Origin of the sequence: Aneurinibacillus sp. UBA3580, assembly GCF_002375825.1 — a bacterium.
In the GTDB taxonomy this organism is placed as follows: Bacteria; Bacillota; Bacilli; order Aneurinibacillales; family Aneurinibacillaceae; genus Aneurinibacillus; species Aneurinibacillus danicus.
The window spans coordinates 1-20,341 of record NZ_DFMZ01000010.1; the positions used below are offsets into that span (position 1 = coordinate 1).

At 49.1% G+C, this 20,341-nt stretch carries 15 protein-coding genes and 1 pseudogene; 13 read left to right on the plus strand and 3 right to left on the minus strand.

Annotation, left to right across the window (positions count from 1 at the left end):
- The first annotated feature begins 239 nt into the window (after positions 1–239).
- On the plus strand, positions 240–923 hold the full coding sequence (locus B2899_RS01995) for a flagellar brake protein (RefSeq protein WP_170230373.1): 684 nt from the start codon (positions 240–242) through the stop codon (positions 921–923).
- 191 nt (positions 924–1,114) lie between these two features.
- On the plus strand, positions 1,115–1,285 hold the full coding sequence (locus B2899_RS02000; RefSeq protein WP_170230374.1) for a hypothetical protein: 171 nt from the start codon (positions 1,115–1,117) through the stop codon (positions 1,283–1,285).
- A gap of 53 nt (positions 1,286–1,338) precedes the next feature.
- Here B2899_RS02000 and B2899_RS02005 read toward each other — a convergent pair whose 3' ends face one another.
- The gene (locus tag B2899_RS02005; RefSeq protein ID WP_146811967.1) at positions 1,339–1,548 is read right to left on the minus strand and encodes a YrzA family protein; all 210 of its coding nucleotides are present in this window, start codon (positions 1,546–1,548) and stop codon (positions 1,339–1,341) included.
- A 154-nt stretch (positions 1,549–1,702) separates the two neighbouring features.
- Here B2899_RS02005 and B2899_RS02010 point away from each other — a divergent pair, with 154 nt between their 5' ends.
- The 10 genes and pseudogenes from B2899_RS02010 (at position 1,703) to B2899_RS02055 (ending at position 17,213) form a co-directional block, all read left to right on the plus strand.
- On the plus strand, positions 1,703–2,866 hold the full coding sequence (locus B2899_RS02010) for an exonuclease SbcCD subunit D (RefSeq protein WP_286883656.1): 1,164 nt from the start codon (positions 1,703–1,705) through the stop codon (positions 2,864–2,866).
- The gene (locus B2899_RS02015; protein WP_286883658.1) at positions 2,863–5,958 is read left to right on the plus strand and encodes an AAA family ATPase; all 3,096 of its coding nucleotides are present in this window, start codon (positions 2,863–2,865) and stop codon (positions 5,956–5,958) included. Before B2899_RS02010 ends, B2899_RS02015 begins: the two co-directional genes overlap by 4 nt.
- 283 nt (positions 5,959–6,241) lie before the next feature.
- Positions 6,242–6,517 (plus strand): heterocycloanthracin/sonorensin family bacteriocin, encoded by a 276-nt coding sequence (locus B2899_RS02020; protein WP_414631739.1) that lies wholly within the window; start codon positions 6,242–6,244, stop codon positions 6,515–6,517.
- 180 nt (positions 6,518–6,697) lie between these two features.
- Positions 6,698–8,662 carry a putative thiazole-containing bacteriocin maturation protein gene (locus B2899_RS02025; RefSeq protein WP_286883662.1) on the plus strand — a complete coding sequence of 655 codons (1,965 nt, stop codon included), beginning with the start codon at positions 6,698–6,700 and terminating at the stop codon, positions 8,660–8,662.
- Positions 8,659–10,602: a TOMM precursor leader peptide-binding protein gene (locus B2899_RS02030; protein WP_146811972.1), complete on the plus strand. Its 1,944-nt coding sequence runs from the start codon at positions 8,659–8,661 to the stop codon at positions 10,600–10,602. The genes B2899_RS02025 and B2899_RS02030 overlap by 4 nt, the downstream gene beginning before the upstream one ends.
- A 22-nt stretch (positions 10,603–10,624) precedes the next feature.
- On the plus strand, positions 10,625–12,205 hold the full coding sequence (locus tag B2899_RS02035; protein ID WP_286883664.1) for a SagB family peptide dehydrogenase: 1,581 nt from the start codon (positions 10,625–10,627) through the stop codon (positions 12,203–12,205).
- Between the two features lie 478 nt (positions 12,206–12,683).
- Positions 12,684–14,636, plus strand: a complete 1,953-nt coding sequence (locus tag B2899_RS02040) for an McrB family protein (protein ID WP_286883666.1) — start codon at positions 12,684–12,686, stop codon at positions 14,634–14,636.
- A complete protein-coding gene (locus B2899_RS02045; RefSeq protein ID WP_170230322.1) occupies positions 14,626–15,867 on the plus strand; it encodes an McrC family protein in 1,242 nt (413 codons plus the stop codon). The genes B2899_RS02040 and B2899_RS02045 overlap by 11 nt, the downstream gene beginning before the upstream one ends.
- 54 nt (positions 15,868–15,921) lie before the next feature.
- A pseudogene (locus B2899_RS02050) lies at positions 15,922–16,149 on the plus strand (pyrroline-5-carboxylate reductase family protein); the annotation flags it as partial.
- Between the two features lie 464 nt (positions 16,150–16,613).
- The gene (locus B2899_RS02055; RefSeq protein ID WP_286883669.1) at positions 16,614–17,213 is read left to right on the plus strand and encodes a hypothetical protein; all 600 of its coding nucleotides are present in this window, start codon (positions 16,614–16,616) and stop codon (positions 17,211–17,213) included.
- A gap of 580 nt (positions 17,214–17,793) precedes the next feature.
- Here the strand turns inward: B2899_RS02055 and B2899_RS02060 are convergent.
- Positions 17,794–18,966 carry an MFS transporter gene (locus tag B2899_RS02060; RefSeq protein ID WP_286883671.1) on the minus strand — a complete coding sequence of 391 codons (1,173 nt, stop codon included), beginning with the start codon at positions 18,964–18,966 and terminating at the stop codon, positions 17,794–17,796.
- 162 nt (positions 18,967–19,128) lie between these two features.
- The gene (locus B2899_RS02065; protein ID WP_170230321.1) at positions 19,129–19,278 is read right to left on the minus strand and encodes a hypothetical protein; all 150 of its coding nucleotides are present in this window, start codon (positions 19,276–19,278) and stop codon (positions 19,129–19,131) included.
- A 251-nt stretch (positions 19,279–19,529) separates the two neighbouring features.
- Here B2899_RS02065 and B2899_RS02070 point away from each other — a divergent pair, with 251 nt between their 5' ends.
- A complete protein-coding gene (locus tag B2899_RS02070; RefSeq protein WP_246147370.1) occupies positions 19,530–20,309 on the plus strand; it encodes a helix-turn-helix domain-containing protein in 780 nt (259 codons plus the stop codon).
- Positions 20,310–20,341: the final 32 nt, after the last annotated feature.

A 20,341-nucleotide genomic window follows, 5' to 3' on the forward strand; every position in this document is an offset into this window, starting at 1 on the left:
CCCCGGATCTCATTTCCTCTTTCTCTCCTTCTTTTCTCACGATTTTCACAGAAAAATTATATGAAAATCATGGAATGATATAGAATGATATAGTAATATTTTCTTAGTTAAACGTATTGTTAATATACCATTGAAAACAAATAAATGGCTAATAAGAATTACAATTGTAGATACAAATGCGGATTTTTCTTTTTAAAAAAGTTCGATGTGCCGCAAAAAAGACAGAGGGAGGGGATACTATGTTCCCTTTAGTGAACCAGACCGTACAGCTTGTTTCTTATAATGAAAGAAACGAAGAGAAAAAGTATAAAGCAGTGGTGGCGGATATAACCGAAGAGTTCATAATGATAACCTATCCGATAGATGAACAAAGCGGGCGTACCTCGCTTCTAATGGAAGGCTCGACGTTATACGTAACCTACAGTCATTCGAATGGTGCACAATATGAATTTATGACCGTTGTTGTACGTAGACAGCGTGAAAATATCCCGATGCTTGTGCTTATTAAACCGGCGTTAGATAATATTCGGAAAATCCAACGCAGAGATTATGTTCGCGTACCGGCAAAAGTAAAAATAGAGTGTTTATGGAAAGAAGGAGAGGAGGATAGGATGTATTCAGGTCTTACGGTTGATATTAGTGCCGGAGGTGCCAAGTTTATTTGCAACGCTAACATTAAATGGCCAGAGGAAAGAAGATTTGAATGCCGATTATATCTGCCGGAGATGAACGCAGGAAATAAACAGGGCAAGCAAGAACTCTGTATTCCATTGAAGGTGAGAATCGTCCGGCATCCGGTAATAAATGGTAATGGGACGCAGACAGTGGCCATTGTATATGAAGATATTGCGGAAGTGCACAGAGAAAAAATCATTCGCTATTGCTTCGCACGGCAACTGGAAATTAAAAATAAGCTCATGTAGGTACATATATTTGAGTGGAAAGAAGGGTCAACATTCATTATTCATATAAATAGACAATTCTGCCAATGCTCACATAATCTTCATCAAATGTTTAACGAAACGTAAAAAAATACCAACATTTCCTTAAGGTAGTCGTACTACAATAGACATGGAAGAAGCGGAAGTACCAACCTTGAGGAGGTTTATAAGAAATGAAAGAGTATTGCGCAATCTGCGGTGAACGCACGGAAGGGATGCATGTCTGTCAGAGTTGCACGGATATCGAGGAGTTCGGCTACCCGTCGTTCCCCGCTTACGCGCTAGCAGAGAGAGAAGAGACCGAGAACAAAACAGAAGAAAGAAGACTGGAATTGGTCGGCTAATAGAGAGAAGCGTCCGGTAACAGGTGAACAACCTGTCCGGACGTTTTTGTCTGCTATGGTTTGGCTTTAAAATGAACGACTGCCGTATACAGTGGCCGGCCTGAGTCTGGCTGGAAAGCAACATGGTGTGTGACTGAATGTACTTCAAGCATCAATACTTTGTTGTTTTCGATCTGTTCATCGATTTTTTTCTCCAGCGTTTTTAAGTCGTGTGCTTCAAAGAATTCGACTTTATCGTGAATGCGTTCGAGTTTAAACCCCATTAAGCTCTCTCCTTCTTTTTGTTTTTCTCCTTTCTATTATATAGCGCAATTACATGATAAAAAGAAGGCCACAATCAATCTGAAACCTTCTGCCTCCGATAGTAATTTTTGATAGAATAGAGAAAAATAGAGAATCAACCTGGGGGAAGTGGAAATGAAATTTTTTCATACTGCCGATTGGCATTTAGGAAAAATCATTCAATCCGTATATATGACAGAAGACCAGGAATTCATTCTGCGCACATTTATCGAGGCTGTGCGGGAGGAAAAGCCTGATGCCGTTATCATCGCCGGAGATTTATACGATCGCGCCGTACCGCCCACCGAGGCGGTCGATCTGCTGAACCGTACGCTGCATGAGCTTGTGGTTGAATTGAAGACGCCTGTGCTGGCCGTGGCGGGCAACCATGACAGTCCGGACCGAATTGAATTTGGCAGCAGCATTATGCGCGATCAGGGGTTGCACATTCGCGGACGGTTCAGCGGCGATGTAACTCCGGTGGTGCTGCATGATGAGTATGGCCCGATACATATTCATCTGGTTCCCTATGCCGATCCGGGACGGGTGCGGAACGTACTGGGCGACGACACCATTCGGACGCACGATGATGCAGCAAGAGCTATTACAGCACGTATTGTGCAGGCAATGGACCCGAACGCCCGGCATATACTGGTCGGTCACGCCTTTGTGACACCGTCCGGCGAGAAGGAAGATATCGAGAATGCAAGTGATGCAGAGCGTCCGCTCTCCATTGGCGGTGCGGAATATGTGCATGCCCGCCATTTCGAGCCGTTCCATTATACGGCGCTTGGTCATCTGCATCAGGCGCACCATGTCGGCAGCGAAAAGATTCGCTATGCCGGATCGCCGCTTAAATACTCGATTTCCGAAGAGCATCACAATAAAGGTTATTATGTGGTACACATGGATGGACAGGGAAGAATCAAGGTAGAGAAAAGACCGTTTGTGCCACGGCGGGACATGCGGACCGTGCGTGCAACGATCGATGAGTTGGAGTCGCACGAGCGAAGCGATGACTACGTCTTTGTCCAACTGCTGGATGAAAATCCGGTGCTGTCTGCAATGGAGAGGGTACGCTCCGTGTATCCGAACGCCATGCACGTAACTCAGAATCTGATGCTTGCCCAAGTGGAAGAGTTGACGGCCGAGCGGACAGAACAGACAGAAAAAAATGATCTGGCATTGTTCCGGGCGTTCTACAAGGAAGTCAAAGGAAGCGGGTTGACGGAGGAGAAAGAGCGAATCTTCCGGAGTGTGCTCGAAGAAGTGTTCGCAAAGGAAGGGGAGCGCGTATGAGGCCGATTCGGGTAACGATGACCGCCTTTGGGCCGTACAAGCACAAGGAAACGATTGATTTCACGGAGCTTGGTGACCATCGGCTGTTTGTCATCTCCGGGCCGACCGGAGCCGGGAAAACGACAATCTTTGATGCCATTTGTTTCGCTCTGTATGGAGAGGCGAGCGGAGAGGAAAGGAACGATACGAAATTTCTGCGCAGCCATTTCGCTGACGATGAGGTCCATACATCGGTAGAATTGCTGTTTGAACTGCGCGGCCGCAGGTTTCGGGTATTCCGTCAGTTAGGACACGTAAAGGCAGGTAATAAAACGGCGACCGGTGCACAGGTTGAACTGTATGAAGTAAACGGGGACAGCGAGGTTCCCTGTGTGGATCGGTTTACGGTCCATGATATCAATGCGAAACTCGAAAGCCTGCTGGGTCTGACCAAACAGCAATTCAGCCAGATTGTCATGCTGCCCCAGGGAGAGTTTCGCAAGCTGCTGACGTCGGACACGGAAAACAAAGAAGAGATTCTGCGCCGCATCTTCAAAACCGAAGCCTACCAGGCGGTCGTCGATGCGCTGAACCGCCGCCGCCGGGAAGCGGAGGAGAAGTGCCGCACCGGGGAGCGGGAGCTGGAGAAATACATAAGCCAAATTCCGGCCGTACTGCCGGAGCGGGAGGGATCGCCGTTATTTGAAGTGCTCAAACAGGAGTACCGCAATCCAGACCAGATTATAAAAGGGCTGGATGAAGAGTACGCCCATCATGATACGCAGGCGGCCATTCATAAGGCAAACCAGATGCAGTTAGAGGAGGCATACCGTACACAAAACGACATATACCACCGGGCGCGGGCTGTTAATGAACGGTTTAGCGAGCTTGAGCAAAAGCGCGCACGGGCAGAAGAGCTGGAGAAAAACGTTGTTATAATGGAGCAGCAGAAGAAGACACTGACGCTTGCCGAACAGGCTGCCCGGCTCGAACTGCACGAAGAACATCGGGCGGACGCCCGCAGCGAAGCAGAAGCGAAGCGACGGGAGCTTGCTTGGGCCGAGCGGGCCGAACGAGAAGCGAGAGGGATACTGGAGCAGGCCGAGCAGACGTATCGTGCGGAAGAAGCAAGAGAGGGGGAACGACAGGCGTGCGCCCGTGAAACCGACCGCTTACGGGACTTGCTTCCGCTGGTGGAGGCGCTCAGCCATCGGGAAAAAGAGCTTGCGATGCGCAGGAAGCAGGTAGAGAAGCTACAGAAACAGCTTGCAGATATGGAACGTACTTTGCAGACCACCAAAGAGAGGAAGGCGACGCTTGCCGGAGAGATTAAGCGAATAGAGGAGCGGGTAAAGCCGATCAACGCGAAGCGGACGCTGCTGGCAGATATGCGGATACAGGGCAACGCACTCAGGAATTATGTAAAAGCGGCGCAGGAAATCCGGGAAACGGAGCGCGGTGAAGCAGCCAGACGGGCTGTCTATGAAAAGATTCGTACGGAGTTCGAAGCCGTGGAGCGCCACTGGATGGAAGGACAGGCGGCGATGCTTGCCAAGCACCTGTATGACGGCGCCCCCTGCCCGGTCTGCGGTAGCACGGAGCATCCGCATAAAGCTGATGCACAGGACGACGGATTGACCAAAGAGTATGTGCAGGCGAAAAAGCGGGAGAAAGAAGAGGCGGAAGCACATTTCCGCAAAGCGGAGGCGCGTCTGCAGGCGGAACGAAGTGCGCTTGCGAAACTGGCGCAGGAGATTAAAGAGCACGGCTTTTCACCGGACCATGCGATCGAGCGATATTCGACGTTTATCCAAGAGGGAAAAGCGCTAAAAAAAGAAGTGGAAGAGCTGGAGAAAGACGAGCAGGCGCTTGCAGCCAAAAAAGAAACATATGAAACAATTGAACGTCAGGTAGAGCAACAGGCAGAAGCGAAAGAGCGGCTTTCAAAAGAATGGACGGCGGCGAGCGTCGAGTATGAAAAAGAAAAAGTGCGGTATGAAGACGACCTGCAGAAAATTCCCGATACGCTGCGCTCGCTTGACCGCGTACAGGCAGCGTTGAAAGAAGCGGTACAGCGGCAGGATATGCTTGCGACACGTTGGAAGCAAGCACAGGATCGCTTCCGACAGGCATCCGAATCTGTCATTCAGGCGGCCAGCGGTGCAGAGCATGCCAAGCGTCAGGTAACGGAAGCTATACAGCGAGTGGCGCAAGCGGAACAGCGCTTTATCCAGGCGCTCAGCGAAGCCGGATTCCCGGACGAGACGGCCTATCAGGCGGCAAAACGGCCTGAACCTGAACGCAGGAAGATGAAAGAGGAGCTGGAGCGTTTCGCTTCCGAACGCACGGCGGTGCAGGCGCAGATGGCTGATTTAGAAAAAGAGCTTGCTGGTAAGGAGCGGGCCGACCTGGAGTCGCTGCTTGCCGAAGTCGAGCGGTTGGACGCAGCGTGCAAGCAGGCCCGCAAGGAGTATGATGCCGCTGTGATTTGCCGGGAGAAAGCGCGTGAGCTGCAGGCGCGTATCGCGGAAGCCGGGCAGAAGTTCAAGGAACTGGATCAGGAACGGGCCCGCGTTGTCGACCTGTACAACATTGTCCGAGGAGAGAACCGGTATAAAATCTCGTTCGAGCGGTATCTGCAGATTGAATTTCTGGAAAAAATTATCCACATGGCCAATCAGCGCCTATACAGGCTGTCGAACGGACAGTTTCAGCTTCGGCGCAGCGACCGCCTCGAGAAGCGGGGTCGTCAGAGCGGGCTTGGCCTGGATGTATATGATGGCTATACGGGCCTGACGCGAGACGTCAAGACACTTTCCGGTGGGGAGAAATTTAATGCCTCACTTTGCCTCGCGCTTGGAATGGCCGACGTAATCCAGGCGTATCAGGGCGGAATTTCGATTGAAACGATGTTTATCGATGAAGGATTCGGCTCGTTGGATGATGAATCGCTGCAGAAAGCGATCGATACATTGATTGAACTGCAGAGTTCGGGGCGGATGATCGGTGTGATTTCGCATGTGCAGGAATTGAAGAATGCGATGCCGGCCACGCTTGATGTGCAGAAGACGAAGGAAGGCTACAGCCGGACGCGGTTTGTTCTGAAAGAATAGCTGCACGGTTGATTGCAAAAAAGTTCATATCAATAAGTGATGTAGAGAGCGGCTTGCTTTTTAGTAGGCCGTTCTTTTTTTTTCGCATCATAAAAATAGATAGTTGAATCAGTAACAATAGCCCATCATAGTTCATATTTTGTCGAGGGGAGGATTCGAAGCATTTGGTGAATTTACCCATTACGCAGCTGTTTTCCTGATTATCTTTGTTCTGTCCTCTCTTCGAGTTGCTGGTTACGCTGCCGGCACAATTTATTCATTTAATAAACGGAGGCTGTAAAAAATGGATAATTTCAAAGATGAACTTCAAGAGTTGAATGTTGCTGATTTTGGGGCGGGCCAATTGGTTTATTATGACAATCAAGGCCAGCCCTACGTTGATCAATCCCGACAATTTTTTAATTGCTTCAATTGCGCCCGCTGCTTTAATTGTTTCAATTGCGCCCGTTGTTTTAATTGCTTTCATTGCTTCAATTGCGCCCGTTGTTTTAATTGCTTTCATTGTGCTCGTTGTGGCGGCGGACGTTGTGGTGGTGGCCGTTGTGGCGGCGGACGTTGAGGCCCCTGTTGCTGGTTTCCTAACAGAAACAGGGGTTGCCTGAGGAGAGGGGTCTCTGCATGAATGGTTGCAGGGGCTCTTCTCTACAAGAGTAGACATAAGGGACAAATAGCAGTACATAAGATGACGGTGAAAGGAATGTTGCAGATTTGAGAACAGCTCATGGTAAGGAGGAGTGGCATGGCAAATTTGCTATCTTCTACGCGTCTGAAAGTGAAAAGGGACACGTTTTTTCTCCCTGATCCAGGCGGCGGTGTGTATTTTCGGAACAACGTAAGCTCGTTCCGTATGAAAGGCAGTATGATCCATCAGTGGATTGAAAAACTGATGCCGATGTTCAACGGGGAGCACACGTTGGAGAATTTGACAGACGGATTGCCTGATCCATACAGGAACCGGGTATATGAAATCGCAGAAATTCTGTACAAAAATGGATTTGTTCGAGATGTGAGCCAAGACCGTCCGCATCAATTGGCGGATGAGGTTCTCAAAAAGTATGCTTCTCAAATTGAATTTTTAGACAGTTTTGGTGATTCCGGTGCATACCGTTTTCAGGCCTATCGTCAGGCCAAAGTGCTGGCGGTCGGCTCTGGTCCTTTTTTTGTCTCGCTGGTTTATGCGTTGATCGAATCCGGATTACCCAAGCTCCATGTGCTGGTTACGGACTCGATGCCGACCAATCGGCTGCGATTGGCGGAACTGGCGGCACATGCCCGCAAAACGGACCCCGAGGTGGCGGTAGAGGAGGTCACTCTGCAGAAACGGGGGATGAGTTCCTGGGGGGAGGCAGTGCAGCCGTTTGATTCGATTTTGTATGTATCGCAGGAGGGCAATGTAGAGGAACTGCGGGTTCTTCATGCGATTTGCAGGGAGGAGAAGAAGGTGTTCCTCCCCGCCATATGTCTGCAGCAGGTAGGTATGGCGGGCCCGCTGGTGCATCCAGACTCTAAAGGGTGTTGGGAGTCGGCGTGGCGCCGCGTACACCAATCCGCGCTTTGCAGGGATCAGCGGTTGTATCCCTTCTCTTCCACAGCAGGAGCGATGTTGGCGAATGTGATCGTGTTTGAATTGTTAAAAAAGATGACGGGAGTGACTGAAGCGGAACAAGAGAATCAATTCTTCCTGCTTGATCTGGAGACGTTGGAAGGAAACTGGCATTCGTTCATGCCCCATCCGCTGTTGGCCGGACGTACGGCAGCCGAAAGGGTTCAAGATATGGATCTGCTGCTCGGACAGAGCTCAAGCAGAAGGGAACCGGGTGGATTACTTCCTTACTTCAGTCAGTTGACATCGGCGACATCAGGGATTTTTCATATTTGGGAGGAAGGGGACCTAAAGCAGCTTCCGTTGGCCCAGTGCCGTGTGCAGGCAGTTGATCCGCTGTCGGATGGACCGGCTGAGCTGTTGCCAGACATTATTTGTGCAGATCTGACGCATGAGGAAGCGCGGCGGGAGGCGGGGCTTTCCGGGATTGAAGCGTATGTGTCGCGAATGGCTGATTTGCCCGTTAAGGCTCTTCTCTCACATCAGGAAGTAGAGGGGAGTACGGGAGAATCGGAAGAATTTATCGGTATTGGAGCGGGGGAAACGGTTGCGGAAGGCGTCTGTCGCGGGTTGCAAAGATGTTTAACCGAGGAGCTGGGCAAGCAGCAGGTAGATCAGAGGTCCCCTGTCTTTCAGGTGCAGCTGGATGCAGTAGAAGATGAACGTTGCCGGTTTTATTTGCGGGCACTGACTGCGATGCAGGGAGCACCTGTGATCGGTTTGGGGAGGGAAGTGTCCGGTTTCCCTGTGGTATGGGTCGGTACGAGCGGCCGCTGGTATGGCAGTGTTGGTTTGAATATAACAATGGCGTTGCGGAAGGCGTTGCAGCAGGCGCTTATGAAGGCACAAAACCAGGCGGCTTGTCCCACGACGCAGGCGTTAGAGGTTTCGTCCGTATTTTTGGAAGAAAAGGTGCCGCTAAGCCTCGTGATCCCTGCGTGTGAAGAGACGGCACAATCGGAGGTTTTGCAGTTCGCCCTGCAGGTTTTGAAACGAAACGGCATGCAGCTTTTGGTCTTCGATCTGGCGCTGGAACCGTTTTTGAAAGAGGGCCCGGCGGGGGTATTCGGTGTTTTATTGCGAGAGGGGGAATCCCGGTGAGCGCTGTTGTGGCAATTATCGGGGAAGGGCTGCTGGCGGAACACGTATACGGAGAACTGTCCGCCCAATACCGGGTCGTTCGTCAGACGAATTTCGAGGCAGGAGCACCCGAAGCAGCGGATTTGGCTCTGGTGTTGCACGATGCCTGGCACCCTTTCGTTCATCAACAGGCGGAAGAGCTGCTGAGGCTAACCGGCATCCCTTGGCTGCGGGGCTTCGTTTCATTTGGCGAGGGCGTAGTCGGACCGCTGGTTCGCCCGGGTACGCCAGGGTGTTCCCGGTGTGCCGACATGCGACGCCTCATGGCAGGACACGACCGCAAGGAGATGTGGGAGCTGCAGCAGAGGCTGGCGGTGCACGGGGGAGTGCCATGTGACGCGTGGGCATCGCGCACGGGACTTTTGCAGGTAGCTCACCTGCTCGGGGCCGAGGCACAGAGGGTGCTGCAGGGCAGCCAGGCCCGCTTGGAAGGACGGGTGTTTTTGATCAACCTGAAAACGCTGAAGAACTCATGTCACTTCTTTTTGCCTGACCCGTTGTGTCCGGTTTGTGGCCGATTACCTGATGATTCGTCGCTCGCGGCCCGGATTTCACTGAAACCAACTCCTAAGATCAGCACCGACAGTTACCGCTGCCGTTCAATGGATGACCTGAATAAAGTGCTGGTCAAAGACTATCTGGATCACCGGACTGGCTTTTTGAATAGTAAAATGTATGACCTCGTGGCGCCGTTTGCCGATGTAAGTGTAAATCTTCCATTGTTCACGGGGAACGAGGGGGCAGCAGGCCGGACTCATTGCTATGCGGTAAGCGAGCTGACTGCCATTTTGGAGGGCCTGGAGCGGTACTGCGGTCTGGCACCCCGTGGTAAACGAACGGTGATCCATGACAGTTTTCGCAATCTGGCGGATCAGGCGCTCAATCCTGTCAAGGTAGGAGTACATGCGAAGGAACAGTATGCGCGGCCTGGTTTTCCGTTCAAACCGTTTGATCCTGATCGCCCAATCAATTGGGTATGGGGTTATTCGTTTTTGCAAGAGCGTCCGATTCTCGTTCCGGAGTTGCTCGCTTATTACAGCTTGGGCTGCGGGGATGGCTTTGTCTATGAAACTTCCAATGGATGCGCATTAGGCGGAAGTTTAGAGGAAGCTATTTTTTACGGCATCATGGAAGTGGTGGAGCGCGATTCGTTCCTGATGACTTGGTACGCGCAGCTGCCTCTCTCGCGCCTTGACCCTTATTCCGTTAACGACCAAGAATTGCGGTTGATGATCGACCGTGTGCGGGCGGTGGCGGGATATGATGTGTATTTATTTAACTCGACGATGGAGCACGGGATTCCAAGCGTCTGGGCGTTGGCGAAAAATAGGAAACAAAAGGGAGTGAATCTCATCTGTGCGGCCGGAGCTCATCTCGATCCGGTACGGGCGGTGAAAAGCGCGATTCACGAGCTGGCCGCCATGATGCTGACGCTTGATGAGAAATTTGAGGCGAGCCAGGAAGAGTGTATGCGAATGCTCCACGATCCGTCCCTGGTACAGGAGATGGAGGACCATTCCATGCTGTACAGTTTGCCGCAAGCGCAGGAGCGTCTGCAATTTTTGCTGGATGAAAATCGTCCGTTGCGAACGTTTAATGAGGAATTCAAGTGGAAGGCGGGGCATGCAGACCTAACCGATGATCTGCAGGACATTCTTCAGGTGTTCCGTCGATTGAAACTCGATGTGATTGTGGTGGACCAGACGACACCAGAAACCATACGAAACGGACTGTATTGCGTAAAAGTGCTGATTCCAGGGATGCTGCCGATGACATTCGGATATCATCTTACCCGCGTGACAGGGCTGGAGAGGGTGCTCAGGGTACCGGTGGAACTCGGGTATGCGAAGCAACCGCTGACGCTTGAACAGCTTAATCCACATCCGCATCCGTTTCCATAAGCCGTGACGAGGAGGGAGAAGAATGAGTCTGGAGGCATTTCTGCACAATTTGCATTTTGACATTGATAAGGCAAGGCCGCCGGGCTGGGAGGTGGATTGGGAAGACGCACCGCTTGCATATAAGCTCTACCGTGGCTTGCCTGTGGTTCCGTTTTCCCCGGAAGTACCGCTGACGCTCGAAGGACGGGAAGCGTCCGCGAAGCCCGACCTTAGTGAAATCGGTCATTTTCTCTGGTACGTATTCGGGCTTACTCAATTCTGCCAGGCGGCTTTTGCCCTGGATTACACGGAACAAACGGTGAGCCTAATGCAGTCGTACCGGCGGTTTGTTCCCTCCGGTGGAGCGTTGTATCCAAACGAAGTATACGTGTATCTGAAGATGGAGGATGTGCCTGCCGGAGTGTACCATTATGATGTGGCGCACCACCGCTTGGTGTTGTTACGAGAAGGCGATTTCGATTCATATCTGGCCAGGGCCCTTGGCAATCGCTGTGATGTGTCTGCTTGTTTTGGCACTGTTTTTGTGTCGACGATGTTTTGGAAAAATTTCTTTAAATACAATAACTTTGCCTATCGTCTGCAAGGACTGGATGCTGGCGTGCTGATCGGGCAGTTGCTGGAGGTGGCGAAGCGGTTTGGCTTCGCATCGGGGGTGTATTTCCAATTTCTTGATCGGGCCATCAACCATCTGCTTGGGCTATCCGAACAGGAGGAGAGCGTATATGCGGTTATTCCGCTGTCGGTGGAGCCTGCAATTGCTTGGTTTGCTAACGGGAATGACGTAGATGGGACTGTCTTTGCTACCGAATTGTGCCGAGAGTTGACAGCGGTTCGGCATGATCACTACATCCGGTCACGGAGAATCATAGAGTGCCCGATGCTGATCAAGATGAACGAAGCGTCCCTGCTGGAATCACTGCGATCGTTTCAGCAGAATGAGGAGGAGAAGAGCGTTAGCTGTGGGGGCCAGGTGGTGGCTCTGCCCCGCGTGAAGCGGCTGTCATATGATCTGGCGTCGATCTGCCGGGGGCGATATTCACCGAACATGGATTTTGTTTTGGGTAAGGTAAGCCAGCCGCAACTGGCTACTCTGTTGCAGGAGGCGATGGCTTTCTTCCCGTATCGAAATGATTTGGATGGAGCACATGGGAGACTTAAGTCCCGTGTTTCGCTGTATGGTTGTTTGTATAACGTTAAAGGCATTCCGGATGGTGCTTACCACTATGATAGCGCTTCTCATACGTTACGGCGGGTACGTCCCGGAGATCATCGGCTTTGGCTGCAGCACGCAATGTCTGCGGACAATGTAAATCTGTTCCAAGTACCGCTCTGCCTGCATGTGGCAGGGGACAAAGATCACCTCAAAACAGCACTGGGGTACAGAGGATATCGCATCCAACAGATGGAAGCGGGTATGCTCGTGCAGCGATTACTGTTGGCGGCGTCCGCCATCGGGATGGGAGGGCACCCCCTCCTTGGATTTGATGCAAACTCGTGTGATGAGATTTACAAGATGGATGCGCAGGGAAAAACCAGCCTCATCCAAATCCCGGTCGGTCCCTATCGTCATCGCCCCTGGCTGACGGGAAGTTTGCATAGCTAAGAGGGGCACACGCCCCGCGAGTTTTTCCTCGTTTACAAATGGAAGAAAGTATATTTGCTTTATCATGATAAAGCAAATATACTTTCCTATACCAGAACACAGCCGGGTGATTCACTACCCGGCTTTTACGACTAGTTGTCACACACAGGCGGTAATGACTAAGAGGATAAAATTAAAGCAGGAACAGAGCGGTAATGAGTGCGAGGGGCAACACAATACGCCGAAAATGTCTACGCCGAAACCAAGTGCCGTTTGTTTTGTACCCTCTACTTCTTACTTACCAAGAGTAGGGTTTAAATAAAATCCGCTCGTCATTTTCTGCTATATAACTTAAAATTTCTTTTTTTTCGACATTTTTTGCAAGAGTCAAGTTATACTGGTTTTGCAGCACGTTCAGATAAAAGTATAAGAGAACCTTTTATATGTTCAGGTTAACACGGGCTGAATCCAGAGCGAAGAATGAAGGAGGAATGTGGCAGTGCCACAGCAGATAACCGAATGGATACGGACATATTTGGCGGATGATGAAGCCGTCAGACAGGCGCGCGAAATTGAAGAGAAGAAAGCGGCCTTTCTTGCACACTTCAACGAGCTGGACCGGCTGCGTCAGGGAGATATGACGCTTCTCCAATTCAAAAAAACGCTCGATCACAAGACGAAAAGCAAGCATATAATCGGCGGCAAGAAAATCAACATCTGGGGATTTAGCGGATTTTCCGGTCAGATGTTTTTCAATCAAATTTATAATCAGGCCGAATATGCCGACATGGTGGAAGAGCTGACGGCAGCATTTCTTCAGGCAACCGCGATTCCGTCGCATGAAGAGGGCGACTATGAGTGGACGGTAGATCGGCTTTCCGCTTTCGTAGAGACCGTCTATCGCACGCAAAAAGCCGCCATGGAGAAAGGATACGCCCCGCCTAAGCTTGCGAATATCAAATTTGCGCCATTCTTTCTCAGTTTTTTCTGGGGATTGCAGGATCTGAAGCGCTATCCGATTTTTTACAAAGCTGACCGTGATGCGCTGGCGTACTTCGGATACGACTCCGACGGCAAAGACAAACCGTTTGACAGTGCTGCTTACCAGCGTTTCGCCCGGTGTATCCGGATGCTGCGCGATGAAATGGCAGGCCTAAGTGGAATGACATGGAGTCTTGCGGATGTGCAGCACTTTCTGTTTTATGTTTCGCGCCGTATAGCCGAACCGGAAAAGGCTGCCGATCGAGCAGGAAATCTGGAGGAATTCCGATCGGCACAGCGCCTTGCGTATTTACTTCGCGAGTATAATTTTATTGTGTCCCGGGCAGAAGAGGTGGATGCCGCACATTTCGAGTTGCCGGAAGAGCACCGGAACAAAATTGTCTGGCGGTTTGCCGGGACGGAAGGGGACGCAATGCTGGCGTATGTGTTCATCTGGGACACGCCTGCTGAATACATCTGCACGATTTATGAAGAAAACGAAGAAGGGTTTCTACGTAAGCTGCACACGATTGAAGCCGAAGACGAAAGAACGTTTCTTGCGAAGTTTGCTGATTATCTGGCGCGTAAAGGAGACGAATGGCCTTTGTATACGCTTGATGATGCAGTAAAGGATACGCATCTGGAGCGAGACGTGCTGGAGGAATGGCTGGATGTGCTGCATGAGAAGAAACAGATGATTATATACGGACCGCCTGGCACCGGCAAAACATACACCGCGCAGCGTCTTGCGAAAATCGTAACGCAAAGCGAGCGAAGGATTTGCCTGGTACAGTTCCATCCTTCCTACACATACGAAGAGTTTATTGAAGGCGTGCGCCCGGAGGTTATTGAAGCGGAGAACGGTACGGCGCATATGAATGTTATGGTTCAGCCGGGTATTTTTCTGAATCTGTGCAGCGAGGCGCTTAAGCAGGAGAATCGCGATTGTGCCTACGTGCTTATTATTGATGAGATCAATCGCGCCAATACGGCGAAAGTATTCGGGGAGCTGCTGTATGCGCTTGAATACCGTAACTCTGCCATTTCGCTTCCGTACTCGAAAAACAAAATGATCGTCCCGGACAACCTCTATCTTATCGGAACGATGAACACGACCGACCGATCGCTCTCGCAGCTTGACTTTGCCCTGCGAAGGCGATTTCCGTCCGTGTCCATATCGCCGCGCGAAACGGAGCGAGTGCTGCGTACGTATCTGGCGGAACATCATCCGAGGATGATGTGGGTGGCCGAACTTGTCCACCGGGTTAATGAGAAAATTGGTAATCCGGATTTTTTTCTTGGCCATAGCTATTTCATAAACCGCGGGTTGACCCCACAGAAACTTCGCCGCATCTGGAAGTATGAGATTTTACCGTATCTGGAAGAGTATTTCGCCTTTGAGCCGGAGCGTTTGCAGGAATTCGAGTTGGATGCACTGCTGGACGAAGGGGAGAATACGAATGGTGAATGAGAAACCGCTATATAAAATGAAAGAGTATGGGACGATAAACGGTGTCCGGCTTTCTGTGAAAAGCGCCGAAATATTGCAAAGAGAGTTTGGACATGTTCTTTCGCTTCGTGCTATACCCGGTAACGCATGGGAGATAACGGCTTTTTCTTACGTGGGGCGTATTGAGCTTCCGGATGCCGTTTTCCTCATCCTGCCCAAGCTGCCGATCGAAACCGTATGGGATTGGCTTGTCTGGGCATATGATATTTCCTCGCTGCGGTTTTATCCCCCTGTCACTACGCTTGCAGAAATGGTCGGTGATCCGGAGTGGTTGGTAAAGTTTTTTGTGAAAGAATGTCGCTCGCTTTGCCGGACGGGATTGCGTACCGGATACCAGGCACATACCGAAGCGCTTGAAGAGGTGCGGGGCCAGTTGCAAACCACAGCTACGCTGCGCCGCTGGATGAAGCAGGAATATCGGTTTGTCTGCGAATATGACGAACCGACCCACTGGGTCCGGGAAAACCGATTGCTGTATGCCGGTCTGCGCGATATGGTATCCGGACGGTATAAGGATGCGCGTGTAGGACGCGATATTCGAAATTTGCTTGCACTGTTTGAGCCGCAGGAAGGCAAAGCAGCCGCCGCTTTGCCTGTATCAGTCAGGGATAAGCTGGCAGAGCTTGCACGCCTGCCGCTGACCCGGTTAAACCGGCATTATGCTCGGGCGTTTACCTGGCTCCGGCTATACTGGCGTGCGACCTCCGTTTCCATAGGCGAAGGAGGAGTGCCATATGAAAGCTTTGTGCTCGATATGAATGAGCTGTTCGAGAGCTACATCGCCCGCCGGCTGACAGAGGAGCTGCGTCCGCACGGCATTGCGGGACATGCCCAGACCCGTCATTGGCTCGGTGAGACAGGTGGGATTCGCATCGTTCCTGATTTGATTCTCAAGGACCGGTCAGGTCGGGAAGTGGTGCTGGATACAAAATATAAGCTGCGCACTGCACAGTCGGAGAACCCGGACGTATTTCAGATGCTTGCCTATATGACCGCCCGCCGCGCCTCTGCTGGAATCTTATTGTATGCCGCAGGTCCGGAGCGGGCCGATAAAATCAAACACACGGATAAAACGATATACCGGTGGAGTCTGCAAAGTGAGGTTTCGGATTCTTACGAAGCCCATGAGAAGAAGCTAACATGTATCATAAGCCGTATTATTCATCAATTCCAGAAAGAGCAGTTATCCTAATGATAGCTGCCTTTTTTTCATAATTGCAAGAAAATACCCACTGCCATTATCTTTATCGGAGCAGGTTTCATTTTCGGCGCAAGCCGTATGCTGATGGAGACGGATGAGTCGCCTGAGGCGCTGTGCAAGAAAGTAACATCACCGAACGGCACAACGGCTGCTGGACTTACGGCGCTTGCGGAAAACGGCTGCGGCAAAGCCATCGAAGCCGCCATCAAAAGCGCAGCGAAGCGCTCACGTGAACTGAGCGAGGAGTTTGAAAGAGTTCCTGTCCGCTCTTAATTATAGAAAAAGGTTCCCCCACTCTGTTTATCATTATCAAGACCTAAATTACAAAAGCCCTAAAAAATAGGGGAGAGCACATATTATACATGACTAATATGTGCTCTCCTTTTATTATTTCTTCAACTAACGCACCCTTCGTTCAATAAACTTACGTAAGCGACATTATCGGACGTCTAATGTAAAAATTATAGGATCATCTTACTATATTTCCACTTGATATTTTCATACAGGATTGCCATCACATACACGTCAAACTAACAAAACAATAACCCAAGGGAACGGTAAAGTTCCATGGTTTTATTTTCTCAAGAAATTTGGATCATATAGCCGGGTCGCATTAATAAATATAATCAAATTAAAAACAATTAATATGATTATTTTTACATTAATTCTAAAAAATGGTTAATTTTTATATTGTTTTGTGATATTATTTTACCAGTTCTTAAGGAGGGTGATGTATTTTGAAAAAAATTAAGCAGTTAACATCAGTAATTTTATTAGTATCTTCTTTATCTATTACCACATCAGGATTTGCAAAAAGCGTAGATCCCGTAACAACGGAAAGTAATTCGGCAGTAATCAAGGCGCTAAGTGATGAAACTATATCACAGAACCAAATTGATCAATTACTAAAGGAACAAAAAGATTTTGAAAAGAAACAAGAAGTACAGAAAAACGAAGGAAACAGTAAATCAGCACCCATTTCAACCCAAGGTATTGATTTCAAAATACTTTTTGGTAAATTCAGTAATCAAGAAAAAACAAAAACAAATTGCAAAGCTGATCTTTATCTATATAACATAGGAACTAGTAGTTGGGACTTGGTTACAGGGAAAATTAAAGTTTATACTGAAACTAAACGTGGTTCTGGGAACTATGTTTTAACTGGCTCGATACCTGTTACTGAGTCAAAAATTGCCCCATCCTTACTAGGAAGACTTGCCAAGTCTGTTTCAGTACCTCATTATGGTAGCAGGGTATTTTTTAAAGCAGAATTAGCAGGCTATGATAAAGGAAAACTTGTAGGTAGTTTAAAAGACGCATATGCATATTTTGATTAAATATTAAATAAAGATAGGAGGGAAAATATATTATCTATTATAGATAATATATTTTAATTATTATGACGAAAGTAAAACCGCCCATTTACCTACACACATATTTTCAACTTGATTTTTGCGATTTAAACGAATTAGTTGGAAAAGATATTATTATTTTCAAACCAAATGACGGCTCTATATATCTTAAACAGGTTACGATTGATGAAATTCGTACCTATGCTGATAAGGAAAGTAAGATTATAGAATTAACAGAAATGAAGAAGTCTAAAGAGATATGGGGAATCTAGGAGTTGCCCCTTAAATTTAAGATGTCCCGTCACTTGCCTATCAAAAATACAAACTAACAAAACCACCATGACTTTTCAGTCGCAACCACAATGTGAAAAGGATGGGAAGGCCGGTTGACTTTTACGTTACGAAGGAAAAAGGAGGAGAGAACGACGAGAGAATAAATTCCATGTGAAAAAAGATGAAGGACTTTTTCTTCTCATACACCGTTTATATGGAATAATAAGGTGGTGAATGTCTGGCTGATAAGAAAAAGCCACAGTCCGAATAAGGAGCGTGGCTTTTGCGGTTCTTATACGGGTATTGAATTTTTTTGCTCGCGTTTGACATAGACGCGATACAGAATGAAGGCCAGTACAGAAATGATCATGCCTGAGACATATGGCATGCCTATCTGCATGGAATACAGAGCGCCTCCGACCGGAGGACCGGCGATGCGGCCCAGCGAGTCGAACGAGGACAATAACCCTGTAGCGCTGCCCTGTCCGACTTCCGTCCGCTTCGTAATCAAAGCGGATACGCTCGGTCGAATGACCCCGTTGCCAATGCCGAAGATGGACAGGAAAATGGCCGCAGTCGTAAAACTGTCTGTCAGCAGAATAAGACCGAAACCAATCGCGGACACCACAAGACCCATCTGGATGACGGCGCCTTCACCGAATCTCTTCGTCAACTGTCCGACAAGGCCGCCCTGTACGATGGCCCCGGCAAATCCCATAATCATAAAAATATAACCAAGATGAGTCGTGCCGATGCCTGCACGGTCAAACGCAAAATAGGCGAATGTGGCTTCAAGTCCCGCCAGTGAGAAGGAAACGAAAAATTGCAGCACATACAGCACCGTTGTCGGGCCGCTGAACGCTTTCCAGCGCGATTCTTTCACGCCGGAAGTCGATACGGCTCGTTTTTCAGGCGGCAGAGATTCCTTTAGGAAAAGCAGTACGAATACAAACGTGACCGCCGACACAATTCCTGCGATGAAAAACGGCGTACTCAGACTTGTTTTGGAGAAAATACCGCCAATAGCCGGGCCGAAAATAAAACCGAGCCCCACCGCCGCGCCAATGATCCCCATACCTTTCCCGCGGTTTTCCGGCGTGGTAATGTCCGCAACGTACGCCATTGTGGTCGGCATGTTGGCAGATGAGAGAAAACCGGCAAGAATCCGGGCTGCAAACAGCATCCACAGCTCCGTCGAGACGGCAAAGAGAAAAAACGACAGCGACAGACCGGCAATTCCAATCAGCATGACCGGCTTGCGCCCGATTCTGTCGGAAATTCCACCCCATATCGGAGCGAACAGCAGCTGCATCAATGAATAGACAGCCATTAGCCATCCGAGCTGCGTCGGTGTTGCGCCGATTTGTTCCGCGAAGAACGGCAGGACCGGAATAATAATGCCGAAGCCTATCATTACGAGAAACATAACCGCAAATAAAATGGGGAGCGCTCTTTTGTTTTCCATGTATCACACCTCATTAGGATAAGTCCATAAATTCCCTTGTTTTTAACTAATCTGACTGTGATTATACGACTTTGTAACTTGTATAGTCAAGTATGACTAATAGTGCATCATCTGTATGTACAATTTTTTACTGCTTTATGGAAATAAAAGAACAAGCAGCCGTCATCTGCGGCTGCTTTTCTCGTCATCCGGCTCCTTAGATTCCATTTTCTTTCTATCTCTGCGGCTTAATATCATCCCAATGATAATCCCTACAATGATAATCAGCGCGAGAGTGGCCGCCGTACCAAAAGCCAGATAAATCATTGCCATATTATATCACCCTGCCGTTCGTGTGATGGACTTGTTCGTATTTATTCTACCATAGATCTGCCCGTCCTACTCATTTCGCAAAAAAACACCATGGCTTTTCAGCCGCAACCCCGACACGAAAATGAGGAGAAGGGCGGCTGACCTTTGCGGAGGACGCTAACCATAAGTAAAAAGAAGGATTGATTTTCCAGGGAATGCGATAAGGGAATAAGGGGGAAAAGGAATTCCTGCGCTGATAGAGAATATAATTTATGATTCATATAGATAAAGTGGGAGAGGGATTCAAAGCCATGTTTTTCGAAGATATTCAACCGCAAAAATTGAAAGATTTCCTGAATGATCCGACACATGAGACATTTAGAGAGCTGCTTCTTCACAATACGGGAGAGACAGATTTCCTCGACTTCAAAATGAAGTGGATTGATCTCACCAAGCTGGCAAAACACATACTTGCCATTGCCAATTCCGGCGGCGGCTGCATCATTGTCGGCGTCAGCCAAAAAAGTGACGGCAGCGCTTCGCTCGATGGTCTTTCCAATGCAGATTTTCTAGATAAAGCCGACGTAGACAACAAGCTGGACAATTATCTCCCGAATTGGTTGAAATACAGAACGGAAGATTTTATTTTTGACAGCCAGGACGTCGAACCGCTTCGCGGAAAGAAATTTCAAGTGTTGATTATCGAGTACGATCCAAAATACGTACCATATACATCTATTATCAGTCGCGGCGAACTACGCTATGGTGCTATCTATATCCGGCAGGGCACGAAGTCGATAGAAGCGTCCAATGAAAATCTGGTAGATATGATTCTAAGAAAAGTAAAGTCCGGCGGCTCATACACAACCGAATTGAGCCTGCAGGAGCACCTGACCCAGCTCAAACAACTATACTATGAACGCAACAAGCAGTCGGACGAAGAATATGAAACGTTCATCGAGCAAACGATTGCGCTAAAGCAGCGCAGAATTGAACAAATTCTTGATATCGAAAATCTAAAAGAAGAACCATCGACACAAAGACAAAAGTAAAGACATGATTCTTCATCTGTGTCGAAATAGCG

Bases quoted from the DNA above. Each gene is read 5' to 3' on its own strand.
- B2899_RS01995 (WP_170230373.1), top strand. From the start codon at position 240: ATGTTCCCTTTAGTGAACCAGACCGTACAGCTTGTTTCTTATAATGAA.
- B2899_RS02000 (WP_170230374.1), top strand. From the start codon at position 1,115: ATGAAAGAGTATTGCGCAATCTGCGGTGAACGCACGGAAGGGATGCAT.
- B2899_RS02005 (WP_146811967.1), bottom strand. From the start codon at position 1,548: ATGGGGTTTAAACTCGAACGCATTCACGATAAAGTCGAATTCTTTGAA.
- B2899_RS02010 (WP_286883656.1), top strand. From the start codon at position 1,703: ATGAAATTTTTTCATACTGCCGATTGGCATTTAGGAAAAATCATTCAA.
- B2899_RS02015 (WP_286883658.1), top strand. From the start codon at position 2,863: ATGAGGCCGATTCGGGTAACGATGACCGCCTTTGGGCCGTACAAGCAC.
- B2899_RS02020 (WP_414631739.1), top strand. From the start codon at position 6,242: ATGGATAATTTCAAAGATGAACTTCAAGAGTTGAATGTTGCTGATTTT.
- B2899_RS02025 (WP_286883662.1), top strand. From the start codon at position 6,698: ATGGCAAATTTGCTATCTTCTACGCGTCTGAAAGTGAAAAGGGACACG.
- B2899_RS02035 (WP_286883664.1), top strand. From the start codon at position 10,625: ATGAGTCTGGAGGCATTTCTGCACAATTTGCATTTTGACATTGATAAG.
- B2899_RS02045 (WP_170230322.1), top strand. From the start codon at position 14,626: ATGGTGAATGAGAAACCGCTATATAAAATGAAAGAGTATGGGACGATA.
- B2899_RS02060 (WP_286883671.1), bottom strand. From the start codon at position 18,966: ATGGAAAACAAAAGAGCGCTCCCCATTTTATTTGCGGTTATGTTTCTC.
- B2899_RS02065 (WP_170230321.1), bottom strand. From the start codon at position 19,278: ATGGCAATGATTTATCTGGCTTTTGGTACGGCGGCCACTCTCGCGCTG.
- B2899_RS02070 (WP_246147370.1), top strand. From the start codon at position 19,530: ATGATTCATATAGATAAAGTGGGAGAGGGATTCAAAGCCATGTTTTTC.